Origin of the sequence: Flaviflexus salsibiostraticola (assembly GCF_003952265.1) — a bacterium.
GTDB classification, from domain to species: domain Bacteria; phylum Actinomycetota; class Actinomycetes; order Actinomycetales; family Actinomycetaceae; genus Flaviflexus; species Flaviflexus salsibiostraticola.
Map to the genome: position 1 here is coordinate 1,872,307 of NZ_CP034438.1, position 16,562 is coordinate 1,888,868.

General features: G+C 66.1%; 13 protein-coding genes and 1 riboswitch. Of the genes, 6 read left to right on the forward strand and 7 right to left on the reverse strand.

From position 1 onward, the window contains the following. Positions 1 to 66: 66 nt before the first annotated feature. The gene (locus EJO69_RS08650; RefSeq protein ID WP_126041046.1) at positions 67 to 1,017 is read right to left on the reverse strand and encodes a P1 family peptidase; all 951 of its coding nucleotides are present in this window, start codon (positions 1,015 to 1,017) and stop codon (positions 67 to 69) included. On the opposite strand from EJO69_RS08650, the gene hrpB reads away from it, so the two are divergent. The 6 genes from hrpB to ribH all read left to right on the forward strand — a co-directional run bounded on the left by hrpB (position 1,016) and on the right by ribH (position 8,240). Next, positions 1,016 to 3,436 (forward strand): ATP-dependent helicase HrpB, encoded by a 2,421-nt coding sequence (hrpB, locus tag EJO69_RS08655; protein WP_245993601.1) that lies wholly within the window; start codon positions 1,016 to 1,018, stop codon positions 3,434 to 3,436. The genes EJO69_RS08650 and hrpB overlap by 2 nt on opposite strands. Then, on the forward strand, positions 3,433 to 4,431 hold the full coding sequence (locus tag EJO69_RS08660; protein WP_126041048.1) for a hypothetical protein: 999 nt from the start codon (positions 3,433 to 3,435) through the stop codon (positions 4,429 to 4,431). The genes hrpB and EJO69_RS08660 overlap by 4 nt, the downstream gene beginning before the upstream one ends. A 261-nt stretch (positions 4,432 to 4,692) precedes the next feature. Further along, positions 4,693 to 4,822, forward strand: a riboswitch (FMN riboswitch). An 89-nt stretch (positions 4,823 to 4,911) separates the two neighbouring features. Next, positions 4,912 to 5,964 carry a bifunctional diaminohydroxyphosphoribosylaminopyrimidine deaminase/5-amino-6-(5-phosphoribosylamino)uracil reductase RibD gene (gene ribD, locus EJO69_RS08665; protein ID WP_126041050.1) on the forward strand — a complete coding sequence of 351 codons (1,053 nt, stop codon included), beginning with the start codon at positions 4,912 to 4,914 and terminating at the stop codon, positions 5,962 to 5,964. Next, the gene (locus tag EJO69_RS08670; RefSeq protein ID WP_126041052.1) at positions 5,949 to 6,551 is read left to right on the forward strand and encodes a riboflavin synthase; all 603 of its coding nucleotides are present in this window, start codon (positions 5,949 to 5,951) and stop codon (positions 6,549 to 6,551) included. The genes ribD and EJO69_RS08670 overlap by 16 nt, the downstream gene beginning before the upstream one ends. Beyond that, positions 6,548 to 7,768, forward strand: coding sequence for a GTP cyclohydrolase II (ribA, locus tag EJO69_RS08675; protein WP_126041054.1), 1,221 nt, complete (start codon positions 6,548 to 6,550; stop codon positions 7,766 to 7,768). Before EJO69_RS08670 ends, ribA begins: the two co-directional genes overlap by 4 nt. A 1-nt stretch (position 7,769) precedes the next feature. Further along, positions 7,770 to 8,240 carry a 6,7-dimethyl-8-ribityllumazine synthase gene (gene ribH / locus EJO69_RS08680; RefSeq protein WP_126041056.1) on the forward strand — a complete coding sequence of 157 codons (471 nt, stop codon included), beginning with the start codon at positions 7,770 to 7,772 and terminating at the stop codon, positions 8,238 to 8,240. A gap of 72 nt (positions 8,241 to 8,312) precedes the next feature. On the opposite strand, the gene EJO69_RS08685 is transcribed toward ribH, so the two are convergent. The 6 genes from EJO69_RS08685 to EJO69_RS08710 all read right to left on the reverse strand — a co-directional run bounded on the left by EJO69_RS08685 (position 8,313) and on the right by EJO69_RS08710 (position 16,058). Further along, positions 8,313 to 9,416, reverse strand: coding sequence for a class I SAM-dependent methyltransferase (locus EJO69_RS08685; RefSeq protein WP_245993603.1), 1,104 nt, complete (start codon positions 9,414 to 9,416; stop codon positions 8,313 to 8,315). 142 nt (positions 9,417 to 9,558) lie between these two features. After that, on the reverse strand, positions 9,559 to 11,169 hold the full coding sequence (gene putP / locus EJO69_RS08690) for a sodium/proline symporter PutP (protein ID WP_126041058.1): 1,611 nt from the start codon (positions 11,167 to 11,169) through the stop codon (positions 9,559 to 9,561). A 435-nt stretch (positions 11,170 to 11,604) separates the two neighbouring features. Continuing rightward, positions 11,605 to 12,522 (reverse strand): glycine betaine ABC transporter substrate-binding protein, encoded by a 918-nt coding sequence (locus EJO69_RS08695; RefSeq protein WP_126041060.1) that lies wholly within the window; start codon positions 12,520 to 12,522, stop codon positions 11,605 to 11,607. A 47-nt stretch (positions 12,523 to 12,569) separates the two neighbouring features. Further along, positions 12,570 to 13,478, reverse strand: a complete 909-nt coding sequence (locus EJO69_RS08700) for a glycine betaine ABC transporter substrate-binding protein (protein WP_126041062.1) — start codon at positions 13,476 to 13,478, stop codon at positions 12,570 to 12,572. A gap of 127 nt (positions 13,479 to 13,605) precedes the next feature. Beyond that, positions 13,606 to 14,781 carry an ABC transporter permease gene (locus EJO69_RS12605; RefSeq protein ID WP_126041064.1) on the reverse strand — a complete coding sequence of 392 codons (1,176 nt, stop codon included), beginning with the start codon at positions 14,779 to 14,781 and terminating at the stop codon, positions 13,606 to 13,608. Next, positions 14,781 to 16,058 carry a quaternary amine ABC transporter ATP-binding protein gene (locus EJO69_RS08710; protein ID WP_126041066.1) on the reverse strand — a complete coding sequence of 426 codons (1,278 nt, stop codon included), beginning with the start codon at positions 16,056 to 16,058 and terminating at the stop codon, positions 14,781 to 14,783. The genes EJO69_RS12605 and EJO69_RS08710 overlap by 1 nt, the downstream gene beginning before the upstream one ends. Between the last annotated feature and the right edge of the window lie 504 nt (positions 16,059 to 16,562).

Genomic DNA, 16,562 nt, shown 5'->3' on the forward strand with positions numbered 1-16,562 from the left:
TACGCCGCGATTGTGGACGCCTGAGGTTCAGAGCAGGGACGGCTCTGCCCCGACGACCGGCCGTGGTCAGCGCGACCGTTGCGCGAATGGGAGGTCGGCGATCGCCGGGATCCCGGGCAGCGATGTCGCTGACCTGACCCCGTCGAGGACGGCGAGGCGCGCGGCCTCCGCGGCGAGGAAGCAGACGGCGTTGGTGTGGGCCTGGACGGTGCCGGTCGACACGGCGAAGATCGTATCCCCATCGTCCATCGTGTGGACGGGGCGGATCGAGCGCGCCAGACCGTCGTGAGCGGACGAGGCGACTTTCGTCGCCTGCGGCTTCGTCAGAGCCGCATTTGTCGCAACGATGCCGATCGTCGTGTTCGTGAGGCCCCCGCTCGTTCCCGCATACATCTCAGTCGGCAGGAATCCCGACTCGCTGTGCGTGCCGGCGATCTTCTCTGCGCCGTCGTAGATGTCGCCGAGGGCATTGACGACCACGGCGGCGGAGACGACGATGGTGCCGCTGCGGACGGCCGCCTGACCGAGCCCGCCCTTCATGACACCTCCGGTGGGGCCGAGGTGCTTGCCGATCGTGGCCCCCGTGCCCGCGCCGACATTCCCGCGGCTGCGGTCGTCTGCCGCCGACTGGACAGCGCGCCGGCCGAGGTCGGGGGAGGGCCGGGCGCCGCCGGTGACTGGAAGGTCGAAGATGACGGCGGCGGGGACGATGGGGACGAGACCGAACCCGGTGTCGAGGCCGCGCCCGGCGCTCTCGAGCTCCGCCATCACCCCATCCGCTGCCGCGAGCCCGAAGGCGGACCCGCCGGTGAGGACGATCGCGGTCACCTGTTGGACGGCTGCCGTGGGATCGAGCAGATCGGTCTCACGCGTGCCCGGAGCCGAGCCCCGCACATCGACACCCGCTGTTCCACCGGTGTCGATGACGGCGACGGTCACTCCGGTGCCGCCCTCGCTCGCGTGTCCGAGCCGCAGCCCGCCCGCATCGGTCAGTGCCCCGTTCTCAAGGATCTCCATGGGCCGACCCTACCGGGTGGGATCCGAGTACGGTGGAGTGATGTTCGAGTTGGATCTGCCGGTCGGTGCAGCCCTACCCGAGTTGGGGCGGGCGATGGAGGATGTCGGTGCGGCTGTGCTGTCCGCACCTCCCGGCTCCGGCAAGACCACCCTCGTTCCGCCCTACCTCGCGTCGATCACCGAGGGTACCATTCTCGTGTCCCAGCCGCGCCGCATGGCGGCGCGGGCGGCCGCACGGCGCCTCGCGGGCCTTCTCGGAGAGAAGGTGGGTGAGAGCGTCGGCTACTCCGTCCGCGGCGACACGAAGAGGTCCCGCGCCACCCGCATCGAATTCGTCACCGCTGGTGTCCTCCTGAGGAGGATCCTGGCCGATCCGGACCTGGATGGCGTCGGAGCGGTCGTGCTCGACGAGGTCCATGAACGGCACCTCGACTCGGATCTCTCGGCGGCGCTTCTCCTCGACATCCGGGATCTGACGGGACTGCGGCTCGTCGCCATGTCCGCAACCCTCGCCGCCGATGTGTGGGCGCGGCTGCTCGACGCCCCCATCGTCGAGGCCCACGCACGGACCTTTCCCGTCGACGTGCTCCACCGGCCGGGACCTGCACCTCTCGGCGTGCGGGGAGTGGAGCGGGACTTCCTCGCCCACGTCGCCGCCGAGGTCCGGTTGGCGGCCGATGAGCAGGAGGGGAGCGTCCTCGTCTTCCTCCCGGGCCGCCGCGAGATCGAGACCGTCGCGGGCATGCTCGACCGTCGCGTCAGGGTTCTCCACGGTTCGGTGCCGGCGCGGGAGCAGGACGAGATCCTGGCCGGCGGCCCACAGCAGCAGATCGTCCTCGCCACCTCGATCGCCGAATCCTCGCTCACCGTCCCGGGCGTCACGCAGGTCGTCGACAGCGGGTTGGCCCGAGAGCCCCGCACCCGCTACCAGTCGGGGATCACCGGCCTCGTCACCGTCTTCGAATCGAAGGCCGGAGCTGCTCAGCGTGCGGGCCGTGCCGGTCGTCTCGGGCCGGGCACGGCCCGGATCCTCATGAGCCAAACAAGCTGGTCGCGGCTTGCCGACTATCCCGAACCGGAGATCCGCACGGCCGACCTCACGGATTTCCTCCTCTCCGCGCTGCGGTGGGGAGATCCCAGCGATCTGCGGCTGCCCGATCCTCCCCCGGAGCCGGCACTCCGCTCCGCGGAGCAGATCCTTCGGCGCTTGGGCGCGATCGACGGCGGGATCACCGAGTTCGGTCGGCGCATCTCCGCCATCCCCGCCCACCCCCGCACGTCCGTAGCCCTGCTGCGGCTCTACGACCGGATCGGCACTCGGCGGGCGGCGGAGATCATCGCCCTCCTCGAGGAGGATCAGCCCGTGCCCGGCGCGGACCTGGCCGCCGCGTGGCGGGACATGGTCCGCCGCCCCACGCCGTCGTGGCGCCAGTCGGTCAGGCGCCTGTCGGGGCTCGTCCCGGACGCTGCCGGATCGCCAGTGACGGCCGATGAGGCGGTCGGCGAGGTCGTGGCCGCCGCCTACCCTGACAGGATTGCCGTGCTCCGGTCGGGCACGTATCTCACAGCTGCCGGGACGGGTGCTGTTCTGCCGCAGGGGTCGCCGCTCACGGGATCGGAGTGGCTGGCGATTGCCGATCTCGCCGATTCGGGGCGGGCGGATGCGATGATCCGCTCCGCCATCCCCATCAGCCGCGACCTCGCCTCGGATATGGGCGGGATCGAGGAGACACTCCACGAGATCGCGGGACGGCGCGTGCGAGCCTGGCGGGTGCGCCGCCTCGGAGCGATCGAACTCAACCGCTGGCCGGCCGACATCGACCCCGACGCGGCCCGCCCCCTCCTCATCCGCTCCCTGCCGGACCTGCTCTCCTGGTCGGACAGCGCTCTCCACCTGCGCCAGCGGCTCGACTTCCTCCACCGCACTCTCGGAGCGCCGTGGCCGGACGTGAGTGACGAGGGGCTGTCCGACCGTGCGGAGGAATGGCTCGGCCCGGAGCTCGACCGATGGAGCAGGGGCGGTGCGATCCAGGCGGATCTGGTCGACTGCCTGCGACGCCTCCTGCCGTGGCCGGAGGCGGTTGACCTTGAGAGACTTGCGCCCGCACGGATTGAATCGCCCGCCGGCGGCACCGCGAAGATCCACTACGACGCCGAGAAGCCGTATTCGGCGATGAAGGTGCAGGAGTGCTTTGGGTGGCAGGACTCGCCCCTGCTCGCCGGGGGAGTCCGGCTCCAGATCCAGCTGCTCTCGCCTGCCGCCCGGCCCCTTGCTGTCACCGACGATCTGGCCTCGTTCTGGCGCGGCGCCTATTCTCAGGTGAGGGCCGAGAACCGGGGCCGCTATCCGAAGCATCCCTGGCCAGAGGACCCGCTGAGCGCGACGCCGACGAGGAAGACGACGAGGAGGGCCACGTGAGCGACTACCGGGCGCTGAAGAGACAGGCTGAGGATGCTGTTCGTGAGATGAGGGACTGGCTCGTGAGGGACGGCCAGGACCCCTCGTCCGTCGAGGTCCTCGGCCGCATCAACGGCCCCGGCGTCACGTTCTTCGCCATGCGGTTCCGCCTTCCAGGTGTCGAGGACTGGCTGCTGGGCGTGGCGGGCGGATACCTGGGCGACACGCTCACGCTGACCGGGCACACGCTGACCGCCTACGAGCCGGTGACCGACAGCTTCGGCGAGGACGCAACCGCCCTCATCACCGCAATGGACAGGGCGCTCACGGCCGGAGCTGTGGCCGAGGGTCGCTCCGTGGCCGATTCACTCACCGCGACACTTCTGCTCCGCCATCCCATCGACGTGGCAGCCCTCCAGCGGACCCTCGACGGCGAGCTGCGGGACGGGACGCTCCACCGCGGCGCCTCGCTGCTCCGCCCCGCTCCGGCGATCGATGACCTCACGCCGATCGCCGAGCGCGCCTACCTGTGGCCGCGGGCAGTCGAGGAGACGTCCCAGCACACCGCGAGCCTCGTCATCGACACGTCCGGGGAGGACACGGCTGCGCGGGCCCGCACCCACACGGAGCTCGTCGCCTCCCTCATCGACGACCACGTCCTCGGCATCCACGCGAACGGCACGGTCTACGAGCCGGGCTTCTATCGGCAGGTGGTTGAGACCACCCCGCCGGGCTCCCCGCCCGTGCTCGCCCTCGTCCACCTGGGTCTCGCCAAGCGTCTCGGCAGGCTCTACGGATTCACCGAGGGACTGGTCGATGTGGGGAAGGATGAATTCCTGCTCACGGGCACGAGCCCGGAGGTGCTTCAGCAGGTGCTGCTCGAGCTCGCCTCGCATGTCCTCGTCACGGGAGTCGTCATCCCCGATGGCACCGACCTCACTCTGTCGACGGGCGCAGTGCTCCACCTCAACCGGCAGGGCACAGGCGAGAAGGCGGTCCTGGCGGGATCGCTGTAGAAGCGGCCCTCGAACGTCCACAGGCCCAGGGCTCGCCCTGCTCGCAGCCAATCAGGCGGCTGGTGTCGAAGCTCCCACTGCCGAGGCTGCGTACTCGAGTCAGACATCACAGCTATCGCCGCATTCAGTGCGTACGAGGGGGACGCCAGCGGTGCTGGCTGAGCGCTTGGCGTTCTTGAGCGCGTCAGGACTGTCAGTTCACCTCCCGCGGACACGATTGCCGCTGGGCTGCGCCTCATGTTAATTTGTGCCTGACAAAGTGTACGTGCACTGGGGGCGGTGAAATTCCGCGCCGGCGGTTATAGTCCGCGACCCGGCCACAGCCAGTGGCCGGTTGATCAGGTGAAAATCCTGAACCGACGGTGAAAGTCCGGATGGGAAGCGCGCGTATCGGACGGCGTTTGCCGTACCGTCGTGCCCCCTCGCCTGCGCGCCTGCCGGAGGGGACAGATGATCGTGACAGCGGCCGAGGATGCGGCCATGACCCGAGCGCTTAGCGTGGCGTCGTCTCCCGACTTTCGACCGGGCCCCAACCCGCGGGTCGGATGTGTCTTGCTCGATCCAGAGGGTGCGACGGTCTCTGAAGGGTGGCACCGAGGAGCAGGGACACCACACGCTGAGGCCGACGCCCTCTCCAAGGCCGGCGCGTCAGCTCGGGGCGCCACTGCCGTCGTCACTCTAGAGCCCTGCGATCACTCGGGCCGGACGGGACCATGCACACGCGCGCTCATCGACGCCGGTGTTTCCCGTGTCGTCTTCGCGCAGTCCGACCCGAACCCGCAGGCCTCAAAGGGCGCGCAGGCTCTTCGCGCGGCGGGCGTCGATGCTGTCGGCGGCCATCGCTCTGCTGAGGCCGCGGAACTGAACCGTGCCTGGTCCTTCGCCGTCACACACGGCCGGCCCTACGTCACATGGAAATATGCCGCCACCCTCGACGGGCGCAGCGCGGCAGTCGATGGCACCTCCGCGTGGATCACCTCTCGCGCAGCCCGTTCAGATACTCATCGCCTGCGGGGCGAATGCGATGTCATCATGGTCGGGACGAACACCGTGGTCGTGGATGACCCTCAGCTCACCGTGCGCGATTCGGATGGTCGCGCCGTCGCGCATCAGCCGCTTCGTGTCATCGTCGGTGAGCGACCCCTCAGCGGCAGCCACCGAATCTTCGACGACGCGGCCGACACCCTTCACCTGCAGACTCGAGATCCCGCAAGGGTGCTGGAAGAACTGCACCGCCTCGAGCGGCGCCACGTCTTTCTCGAGGGCGGACCCACCGTGGCTGCTGCTTTCCTTCGTGCGGGTGTCGTCGATGAGATCGTCGCCTACCTTGCGCCAGCTCTCCTCGGAGCCGGTCGGTTCGCCATCGGCCCGCTCGGCATCGAGTCCATGACCGACATCCTCAGATTCACGATGACCGACGTCACGGTTATCCCTCCCACCATCCCCACGGACGAAGCCAACATTCGAGTGACGATGCGCGGCTCCGTCCAGCAGCACAACGAAGAAGGTCCCTATATATGTTCACCGGAATAGTCGAAGAGCTTGGCTCTGTCATCAGCCTGGACGAGCAGAACGATGCACTGCGCCTCACCGTGCGCGGTGCGCTGGCCACGTCCGATGCGGTCCCCGGTGACTCGATCGCCGTCAACGGCTGCTGCCTCACCGTGACGTCGTGTGACGGTGACGAGTTCACCGCCGATGTCATGAGAGAGACACTCATGAAGACCTCGCTGGGAATCCTCGAGCCCGGGAGCCGGGTGAACCTCGAGCGCGCCGTCACGCCGAGCACGCGCCTCGGCGGGCACATGGTCCAGGGGCACGTGGACGGCACCGGTCAGATCCTTGACCGGCAGCCCAGCGAGCACTGGGAGATCGTGACGATCTCGGTGCCCGACGCCGTGAGTCGCTACATCGTCCGAAAGGGGTCGATCGCGGTCGACGGCGTCAGTCTCACCGTCGTCGACACCGCATCCAACGGTCCGGCGGGAGCATCGTTCACCGTGAGCCTCATCCCCGAGACGCTGGCGAGGACGACGCTCGGGTTCAAGGAGCCAGACGACACCGTCAACCTCGAAGTGGATATCATCGCCAAGTACGTCGAGAAGCTGGTGGCCCGATGAGCGCCGCGACGGTCCTGCGCCTGGATACGGTCGACCACGCGATCCGCAGCATCGCGGTTGGTCACGCCGTCGTCGTCACGGGCGGCGAGAATGAGGGCGGAGATCTCGTCTTCGCGGTCTCTCAGGCCAAGCCGGAGCTCATCGCGTTCGCCCTTAGGCATTCGCGCGGGCAGGTCGACCTCCCGATGCCGGAGGAGACGCTCGACCAGCTGACAGCTGAGCTCTTGTCACGAGACAATCCCGCGAGCACAGATCCCGCACGGTCACGGGGCGCGAGCGTTGAGGCCACCGATCGTGCAAGCGCGGCGATCAGGGCTCTTGCGTACGAGGTGAAACGCGTGTCGGCCGACACCGGCCGACTCCGTCCGATGCGGACTCTCACCGGCGGCGTCCTCGCGCGCCGCCGCTCCGCGGAGGCCTCCGTCGATCTGGCTCGTCTGGCGGGCGCGGCTCCCGTCGGCGCTGTCGTCCGCCTCGTCAACAGCGACGGCACGAGGAAGGACGGCCCTCAGCTGCGTGACTTCGCTGACGAGCATGACCTGCTGGTAGTGTCCATCGACAGTCTTCTCGCCCACCGGCATCTCCGCGAAGAGCTCGTGCGGAAGACAGGGGGGACGAGACTCCCCACCATCTATGGCGACTTCACCGCTCACGGGTACAGAACGAGCGTGGAGGGAGTCGAACATGTCGCTCTTGTCCTCGGTGATCTTCGGGGCGACGACCCCGTGCTGACGAGAATCCATTCCGAATGTCTGACCGGTGACGCCTTCGGCAGCCGCCGCTGTGACTGCGGCCCCCAGCTTCAGCAGGCGCTCGAGAGGATCCACACTCGCGGACGAGGCGTCGTCGTCTACCTGCGCGGCCACGAGGGTCGCGGAATCGGACTGGCCGCGAAACTGCGGGCCTACCAGCTTCAGGACGCAGGGTTGGACACCGTCGATGCCAACCTTGAACAGGGCCTTGCTGCAGATGACCGGCACTATGGCGATGCCGCCCAGATTCTGCGAGATCTCGGCGTGGAGCGCGTCGACCTGCTGACGAACAACCCGGACAAGTCCAGTGCACTCGAGCAATTCGGAATCGGAGTAGCACACCAGGTGCCGTCCGCTGTCAGCCCTAATCCCCACAATCTCGCCTATCTCATCACGAAGCGCGACCGCATGGGCCACACGCTGCCTGGGCTGGACGAGCTGTGCACAACCGCTGGAGGACGCTGACATGAGCACGACCAAGACCCCTGCCCCTACTCCCAACCTCGACACCTCGGGCCTGAGCGCTGCGATTGTTGCGGCTACCTGGCACGCCCGGTTCATGGATGGCCTTATCGCCGGTGCGGAACGGGCGTGCGCTGATGCGGGGATCGAGCCGCTCCTCGTGCGTGTCCCCGGGGCCTTCGAACTCCCCGTCGTCGCCGACCGTCTCGCCCAGACCTACGATGTCGTTGTGGCACTGGGTGTTGTCATCAGGGGTGAAAGCCCGCACTTCGACTACGTGTGCCGAGCTGCGACTGACGGCCTCACACGGGTTGCCCTCGATCGTGCGACACCCGTCGGCTTCGGTCTGCTCACCTGCGACAACGACCAGCAGGCCTTCGATCGCGCCGGACTCGATGGTTCGCGTGAAGACAGCGGATATGCGGCTGCCATCGCGGCTCTCGAAACCGCGGTGGCATTGCGCCGGCTTCCGTAATTGCGCCCAGCAGCCTCCCGCTGGTGAGAGCCCCGCACGGAGGATGATCCAGCCGGAGTGCGTCTGGGTCGCTCACTCCGACCGTGCGGCCGAGATCAGGACCTCCATGTGGTCCGTGTGCGGGAACATGTCGAAGACCTGGGCGCGGAGGGCCGTGAAGCCCATGATCTCGAGATCCCTCGCCGCCGAGTCGAAGCTGCAGGAGGAGTAGAGGACCCGGTCAATGTCGGAGTCGCGGATCCACTCCGCGAGGTCGCCGATGCCGCGGCGCGGAGGGTTGACGATGAGGAGATCGGGGGTCGTCTCCTGCTCGCGGGCCCACTCTCCCGCGTCGGCCGCGACGAATGTTGGGGCCCCGCCGGCGGCGCGGACCGCATCCTCCGACAGCTCCACCCCGCGGACGGTCCGCCACGGACGGGCGACGGACTTCGCGAAGCCGCCCACCCCGCAGTACAGATCCCAGATTGATGAAGGGTCGATCTCGTCGACCCACGCGGCCGCAGTCGCATAGAGGACGCGGGTGATGTCGGTGTTGGTCTGGAAGAAGCCCTGCGGCCTCAGGTTCAGCTCGAGTGGGCCCAGGCTCATGTCGAACACCTCCGGTCCGAAGAGGTGGATCTCCGTCGGACCCTCGGGGAGCGCCACGTGCTCCGGCAGGAGGTTGGCGGTGGCGGTCGTGAGAGGGATCTGCTCGGCCAGCCACGGCAGGTGCTGGCGGATCGACGGAATAGAGGCCTCGGAGCGCAGGACGAAGCGGACGAGGAGCCTCCCCGCCGGATTGACGGTGACGAGGATCGACTTCAGCTCACCCGACCGGTGGGGCACCGAGTAGGGGACGAGGCCGGCGCGGGTGATGAACTCGGTCAGCGGGCCGTGAGCGTCGGTGATGGGAGCCTCGTAGAGGAGGCAGTCCCGGAGGTCCTGCCCGTAGCCGTTGCGGAGGATCCCGAGAGTCGGCTGCTCCGTCGACCCGGCGACGATGATCTTCGCCTTATTCCGGAAGCCGTACTCGGCGCTCGCAACCGGCGGCAGCCACTCCGCGCAGGGAAGCAGGGACTCGGCGATGGACTGCTTGGTGGACAGCTGATCGGCGTAGGGGACCGCGAGGTGTGTGCACGAGCGGCACAGACCCTCGTTGAAGTAGGAGCAGCGCGTCAGGCTGCCGGGAACCGTCACGCAGACATCGTAGCCGACCGGCTGGGGGCGGCAGGGACGGGTGTGCGATGCGACGGGACCGCGTGCATGACGGCGGGATGGACGATGCCCCGCTCATCGAGCGGGGCATCGGGTCCTGTCAGGCCTGTGGCGGATTGACGGATCAGGCCTGAGGTGGATTGATCGGATCAGCCGATCGCGGCGAGCGTTCGATGATGTTGCCATCTGCGTCGAGGTGACGGCTGGAGGCGGTCTTCGCCTCGTCGACATCCCACACCTTCGTCAGGCGGACAGCCTGGTCGAACTCGGTGTTGATCTCCTCCTGGATGTCCGCCGGGTACGGGGTCATCCTCGAGACCAGCCACGTCACGAGCAGGGCGGTGAGGAAGGCGGGCACCATCTCGTAGAGGTCGAAGATGCCGCCGTCGATGTTGCCCCAGACGATGACGATCGCGGCGCCGGTGATCATGCCGGCCATCGCACCTCGTGCCGTCAGGCCCTTCCAGAACAGGGCGAGGATGACGATCGGCCCGAAGGACGAGCCGAAGCCCGCCCATGCGAATCCGACCAGGTTGAGGACGGTGTCGTTCGGGGTGATGGAGATGCCTGCGGCGATGAGGGCGGTGATGAGAACCGCGATCCTGCCTGCGCGGACGCCGCCGGTGCGCGACATCCTCTTCTTCGTGATCCCGGAGTAGACATCCTCGACCATCGCCGACGAGCTCACGAGCAGCTGGGAGGAGATGGTCGACATGATCGCGGCGAGAACCGCGGCCAGGATGAGGCCGCCGATGAGGGGGTGGAAGAGGGCGGCGGTCAATGCGATGAAGACGGTCTCCGGGTCGCTCAGCGGATTCGTCTCAGGCTGGAAGTAGGAGATGCCGACGATCGCGGTGAGGACGGCGCCGCCGACGGAGATGATCATCCAGCTGATGCCGATGCGGCGCCCGTAGACGGCGTCCTGCGGGGTGCGCAACGCCATGAAGCGGACGACGATGTGGGGCTGGCCGACGTAGCCCATGCCCCAGCCGATCGCGCCGAGCACCGCCATGACGGTGAGGCCGGCGAAGGGGTCGAGGCCATTCGGTATCCCGGAGCCGGTCAGGATCTGATCGTTGACAATCGAGGCGACGTCGCCTGGGCCGCCGGCCTGAATGGTCACGGTGATGGGAACGATGAGGAGGGCCGCCATCATGAGCAGACCCTGTGCCATATCCGTCCATGCGACGGCGATGAAGCCGCCCGCGAAGGTGTAGACGACGACGATGACGGCGATGAGGAGCATGCCCCAGATGTAGTCCCAGCCGAAGGCGGACTCGAAGTACTTGCCCGAGGCCACGAGCTGGGACGAGATGTAGAAGATGAAGAAGATCAGCGTGATGATGCCGGCCGTGATCGTCAGGCCCCGACCCGTTCCCGCCAGGCGGGCGTTGAAGAAGGAGGGGATTGTGATCGAATCGCGGGCGATCTCCGTGTACGAGCGGAGCCTCGGGGCGACGAACTTCCAGTTGAGATACTGGCCGATCGTCAGGCCGACGGCGATCCAGCCCTCGACAAGGCCAGCAGCGTAGATCGCGCCGGGCAGACCCATGAGGAGCCAGCCGGACATATCCGAGGCGCCTGCCGACAGCGCGGCCGGGAACGGGTGGAGCCTGCGCCCGGCAAGCATGTAGTCGTCGTAGTTCTTCGTCTTCTTGAATCCCCACACTCCGATGAGGATCATGGCGAGGAAATAGACGATCAGTGCGATCGTCTGTCCTGTTATCTGACTCATTATCTTCCCTTTCTCAGGCGCGGCGGTGCGCCGAGTGGTCACCTCTCCCAAGCGGCGGTGCAGAAGCCGAAAGCGGTCGGCGGGAGAGACCTACGCCACTTCTTGATATCGAGATACTAGCGGAATGCAAAGCCGTGCACGGCTGTGTTACCAAGTTGCGCCTTTGGGTGAGCCTACGACTCGGGCGACGCGATTGGTCGGCGGTCTCAGATTTTTCCATAGGAAAAGGCGCAGAAACGGAACAAAACGGTGTAAAAGTGGCGAATTCCCGGCTCGGAGGTCCAAAACCGTCCCGCTGAGCATCAATACCGCGGGTACTCGCGCGGTTATCTAGTACTTCGGTCCTAGGAAAACGTGCGTGTCCGATGAACGCGGTCCCTCGAATGTCGTGACATGCGGAAGGGCCGGGACTCGCCCGGCCCTTCCCGCGATGCCTCAGTTGGCGTCGATCGTGAAGCGGTCCTTCACATCGGGGTTCTCATCGAGCCACTCGCCGACGGTCTCTGCGGTGTCGCGATCAGCGTTCTCGTTGAGGGCGTAGTTCTCCAGGTCGGAGAGCTCCTCATCGGAGAGCGTGAAGTTCGAGAGCACCTCGGCGACCTCCGGGTAGTCGTCCATGAAGCCGCTGCGGCCGAAGGATTTGATGTCCTCGGCGGCGCCGTAGGCGCCCTCCGGATCCTCGAGATCACGGATGTCGTAGGCGCCGTACGCCCAGTGCGGCGACCAGAGGGTCACAACGATGTTGCGGCCTTCGTTCATCGCGCCCTCAAGCTCGGCGAGCATCGCGGCGGTCGAGGAGATCTTGAAGTCCATGCCCTCGAGGCCGTAGGTCGGGATGACCTCTTCCTGGGTGATGCGGGTGATGCCGGCGCCGCCGTCGATGCCGATGATCTCGTTGTTGAACTCGTCGGCGCTGTCGGCGAGCTCGTCGATCGACTGGATTGGGGCATCCCCGTTGACGGTGAGGGCCAGCTTTGCCTCCTCGTACCAGGTGCCGAGCTCTTCGATGTCATCGCCGTACTTTTCGAGGTAGGTTGCGTGTGTGACGGGCAGCCACGCGTCGAGCAGGAGATCCATGTCGCCGGTCGAGAGGCCCGTGAAGATCACGCCGATCTCACCATTGACGAGCTCAACGTCGTAGCCCTGCTCCTCGAGGGCGATCTCTGCCATGTGGGAGACGACGACGCCCTCATCCCATCCAGCCGGGACACCGATTGAGATCTCGCCGGTCGCGGCGGTCTCGCCGCCGGCGTCCGTTGTCTCATCGGCAGCGTTGTCGTCGCCGCAGGCGGCGAGGAGGGACATGGCGAGGGCAGCGGTGAGCGCCGCGCCGGCCTTCTTTCGAATCATCATTTCTATTCCTTCTTTCGTTGGGATCGTGCCTGGTGAGAGCGCGCGACTCAGGAGTCTGAGTCGACGGTGAAGCGCTCCTTGACCTCGGGGTTGTCATCGAGCCACTCGGAGACCGCCGTGTAGGTGTCGCGGTCCGCGTTCTCGTTCATGACGTAGTTGCCGGCCCTGCTGAGGTCGTCCTCGGTCAGGTGAACCTCGCCGATCATCTCCGCGACGTCGGGGTAGTCCGCGGTGAAGCCGTCCCGAGCGAAGGTGTGCAGCTGATCGGGCTCGCCGAAAGCCAGCTCGGGGTCCTCGAGGTTCTTGATGTCGTAGGCGGCGTACGCCCAGTGCGGCACCCAGAGGGTGACGGCGATGTTGCGGCCATCCGCCATCGCACCGTCGAGCTCGGCGAGCATCGCGGCGGTCGAGGAGATCTTGAAGTCCATGCCCTCCAGGCCGTAGGTCGGGATGACCTCTTCCTGGGTGATGCGGGTGATGCCGGCGCCGCCGTCGATGCCGATGATCTCGTTGTTGAAGAGATCGGCGTTCTCGGCGAGCTCGGCGATGGAGTCGATCGGAGCATCCGCGTTGACCGCGATGTTCGAGATGTTCTCCTCGTACCAGTAGCCGAGATCCTCGGTCGTATCGCCGTAGGCCTCGAGGTAGTTGGCGTGGAGGGTCGGCAGAGCGACCTCCATGAGCAGGTCGAGGTCGCCGGTCGAGACGCCGGCGAACATCATGCCGATGTCGCCGTCGGTGAGCGAGACCTCGTAGCCCTGCTCCTCCAGCGTCACGGCTGTCATGTTGGAGATGAGGACACCCTCATCCCATCCTGCGGGAACGCCGATGGCGATCTCGCCCGCCGGGGACTGAGCGTCCCCCGCGTTGTCATCATCGCTTCCGCATGCGGAGAGCACTGCGGCAGCGGCGATGGTGGTGGTCAGTGCAACGGTCCGTGTGGTCCGTGAGATCATAACTTCCTTCCCCGTCGAAACGGGTTGTTGTGTGTTCTTCTCGTGGATCTGCGTTCTGGATCTGCGTTCTGGTTGTGTTCTGGTTGTGTTCTGGTTGTGTTCTGGTTGTGTTCTGGTTGTGTGGGTCCTAGTTCGCGAGCTGTTCGTGCTTGGATGTGCCGAACGCGGCCGTCACCCGGTCGAGGTACATGGCGAGGATGACGACGGCGATACCGGACTCGGCGCCGAGGGAGATGTTGACCTGCGTCACCGACGTGTAGACGTCCTGTCCGAGGCCACCGGCGCCGACCATGCCGGCGATGACGACCATCGAGAGCGCGAGCATGATGACCTGGTTGACACCGCCCATGATCGTTGCGCGTGCCAGCGGCAGCTCGATCTGTCCGAGAATGCGACCGGGGTGCGCGCCGAAGGCGTGCGCCGCCTCGACAACCTCCTTGTCGACCTGCTTGATGCCGAGCTCGGTGAAGCGGACGGCGGGTGCGATCGAGAAGAGGATCGTGGCGACGATGCCGGGGACGACGCCGATGCCGAAGAGCACGACGAACGGGATGAGGTAGACGAAGGCGGGCATCGTCTGCAGGAAGTCGAGGATCGGTCGAACGGCGGTCGAGACGGCACGGTTCTTGGCCGCGAGGATGCCGATCGGGATGCCGAGGATGATGGCGATGATGGACGCGACGAGGACGAGGGCGAAGGTTGACATCGCATTCGTCCACTGGTCGACGCCATAGATGACGGCGAAGCCGATGAGCGAGCCCAGCGCGAGACGCCAGCCCTTCGTCGCGAACGCGACGAGTACGAGGAGCGCTCCGATCGTCCACTCTGGCAGGTTATCCACGCCGTGGATCATGGCGCCGTCCTCCGCCACCCCGTTGACGAGGAACCACTGGTCGATCGCGAAGGCGAGCGCGAGCGTGAAGATGACCGCGAGGGCGACCCGAAGGTTCGTCCAGAAGTAGGCGCCGACAGCAATGGCTGCGAAGACGATTGCCACGACCCACCACGGGAGGGCGAGGCCGCCGCCGGTGACGAATTCGTTGAGAAGGTATCCGAGTGCGACGGCGCCCGCGGTCGCGGCCCCTGCCTGCCAGCCCTTCCACAGGGCGAGGATGATGACGAGGATGACGCCGATCGAGAGGAAGTCGGGGGTGGTGAGGAGGTTCGCGAGGAACCTGTACATCGGCAGGAGCAGATCGTCGGAGAGCCAGTCGAAGAGGCCCTTGAGATTCGCGGTCAGCCAGTCGACGGCGGACCGGGCCCAGGATCCGAGGGGGATCTCAAAGAGGAGTTCGTTGGACATCAGTTCTTCTCCTCCGCATCGGCAGTGGGCTCTGAATCAACAGCTGAGGGGGCGCTCGCCGCAGAGGCGGCGCTGAGGTCGACAGGCATGACGACGTCATCCTGGCCGAGCGCACGCAGCAGCGTGACGTTGGGGATAACGCCGAGCAGTCGATTGTCGTCAGAGACGACAGGGACCGTGAGTCGGTCGCCGGCGGCGGGGGCCACCACCTGGTTGAGCGGGGTGTCGGGGCCGACACCGGGGTGCATGGGGTGAATGAGGTCCTCGATTGAGTTGAGGCGCGGGTTCCTGCGCAGGGCTGAGACGATCTCATCGACATAGACGGAGCCGACGAGGTGCCGCGATCCGCCCTCGGTCACCCAGCCGCCCGGCGAATCGATCTCCGCGAGCTTCTTGAGGATGACGTTGGGACCGTCGCCGCGGTACAGACGGGTGAGCGGCTTGACCATGATCGAGGAGGCGGTGATGACGCGGGACCGGTCGACGTCCTGGACGAATCGTTCGATGTAGTCGTTCGACGGGTTCGTGAGGATCTCCTCGGCCGTGCCGATCTGGTCGATCGAACCGTTCCGCATGACGGCGATGCGGTTGCCGACGAACATCGCCTCGTTGAGGTCGTGGGTGATGAAGATGATGGTGCGGCGCTTGACCTCCTGGATCTCGAGGAGCAGCTCCTGCATGTCCCGCCTGATCAGCGGGTCGAGCGCTGAGAACGCCTCGTCCATGAGGAGGATCGGCGCATCCGCCGTCAGTGCGCGCGCCAGACCGACGCGCTGCCGCATACCGCCGGACAGTTCGGACGGGTAGTTGTTCTCCCAGCCCCGCAGGCCCGTCGTCTCGAGGGACTCAGCCGCCCTCTCGAGACGCTCTTCCTTCTTCACGCCCGCAATTTCAAGGGGGTACGCGGCGTTGTCGATGACAGTCCGGTGCGGCAGCAGTGCGAAGTGCTGGAACACCATCGACATCGAATCGGCGCGCAGCTTACGCACAGCCGACTTCGACATCGCGGTGATCTCGTCATCTCCGATAAAGATTTTCCCGCCCGTCGCCGGTCCCAGAGCATTGAGTGTCCGCAGGAGCGTGGACTTGCCGGAGCCCGACAGTCCCATCACGACAAAGATCTCGCCCGGTGCCACCTCGAAGCTCACATCGTTGACCGCGACGGTCACGTCCTCTGGAATCTCATCGAGGCTCGCGCCCTTCTGAAGCATCTTCGTCGCTTTGGCCGCGTCCTTTCCGAATACCTTGTAGACGCTTTCGCACCGAAGGCCCTTCATCTACTATCTCCACTCGTACGGTTCATATTCTTCTTACTCGTTCGTGAACTGGGGCACAAAAATCACATACCTCACAGACCTTAACCAGAGTCCCAGCATCGGGACCTCACATCAAGTAACGATTTTGTAACGAAACTGGGGTTCGATTCTGGGATATCCCTGGGATAACAGGCTTTGTGGCGAAGGCCGAGCTCGCTCAGTTTTCGTAAATTGTGATCCATGAGACGAATGTTCATTCATGTTTTCAAGGTATATGCGACGATTATGCGCCCACATTGCCGGGCTGTGGCGGGGATCGCGCCGTGAAATGAGCCCGCCGAGCGAGGCTCAAATGGCGAGGCAGGGGTGTAGGGCTCGCCCTTGGCTCTATTTTATGCAACTAGGTCAGCGCCGTGGGCAGCGGGAGCGTCTGCACTCGCGATCGCTGACTAACGGGAGCGAGTTTCCTCAAATGATCGTCGGGAAACGGTAAAGAGGCGGATGTTCGGGAGGTGCTCTCGAACA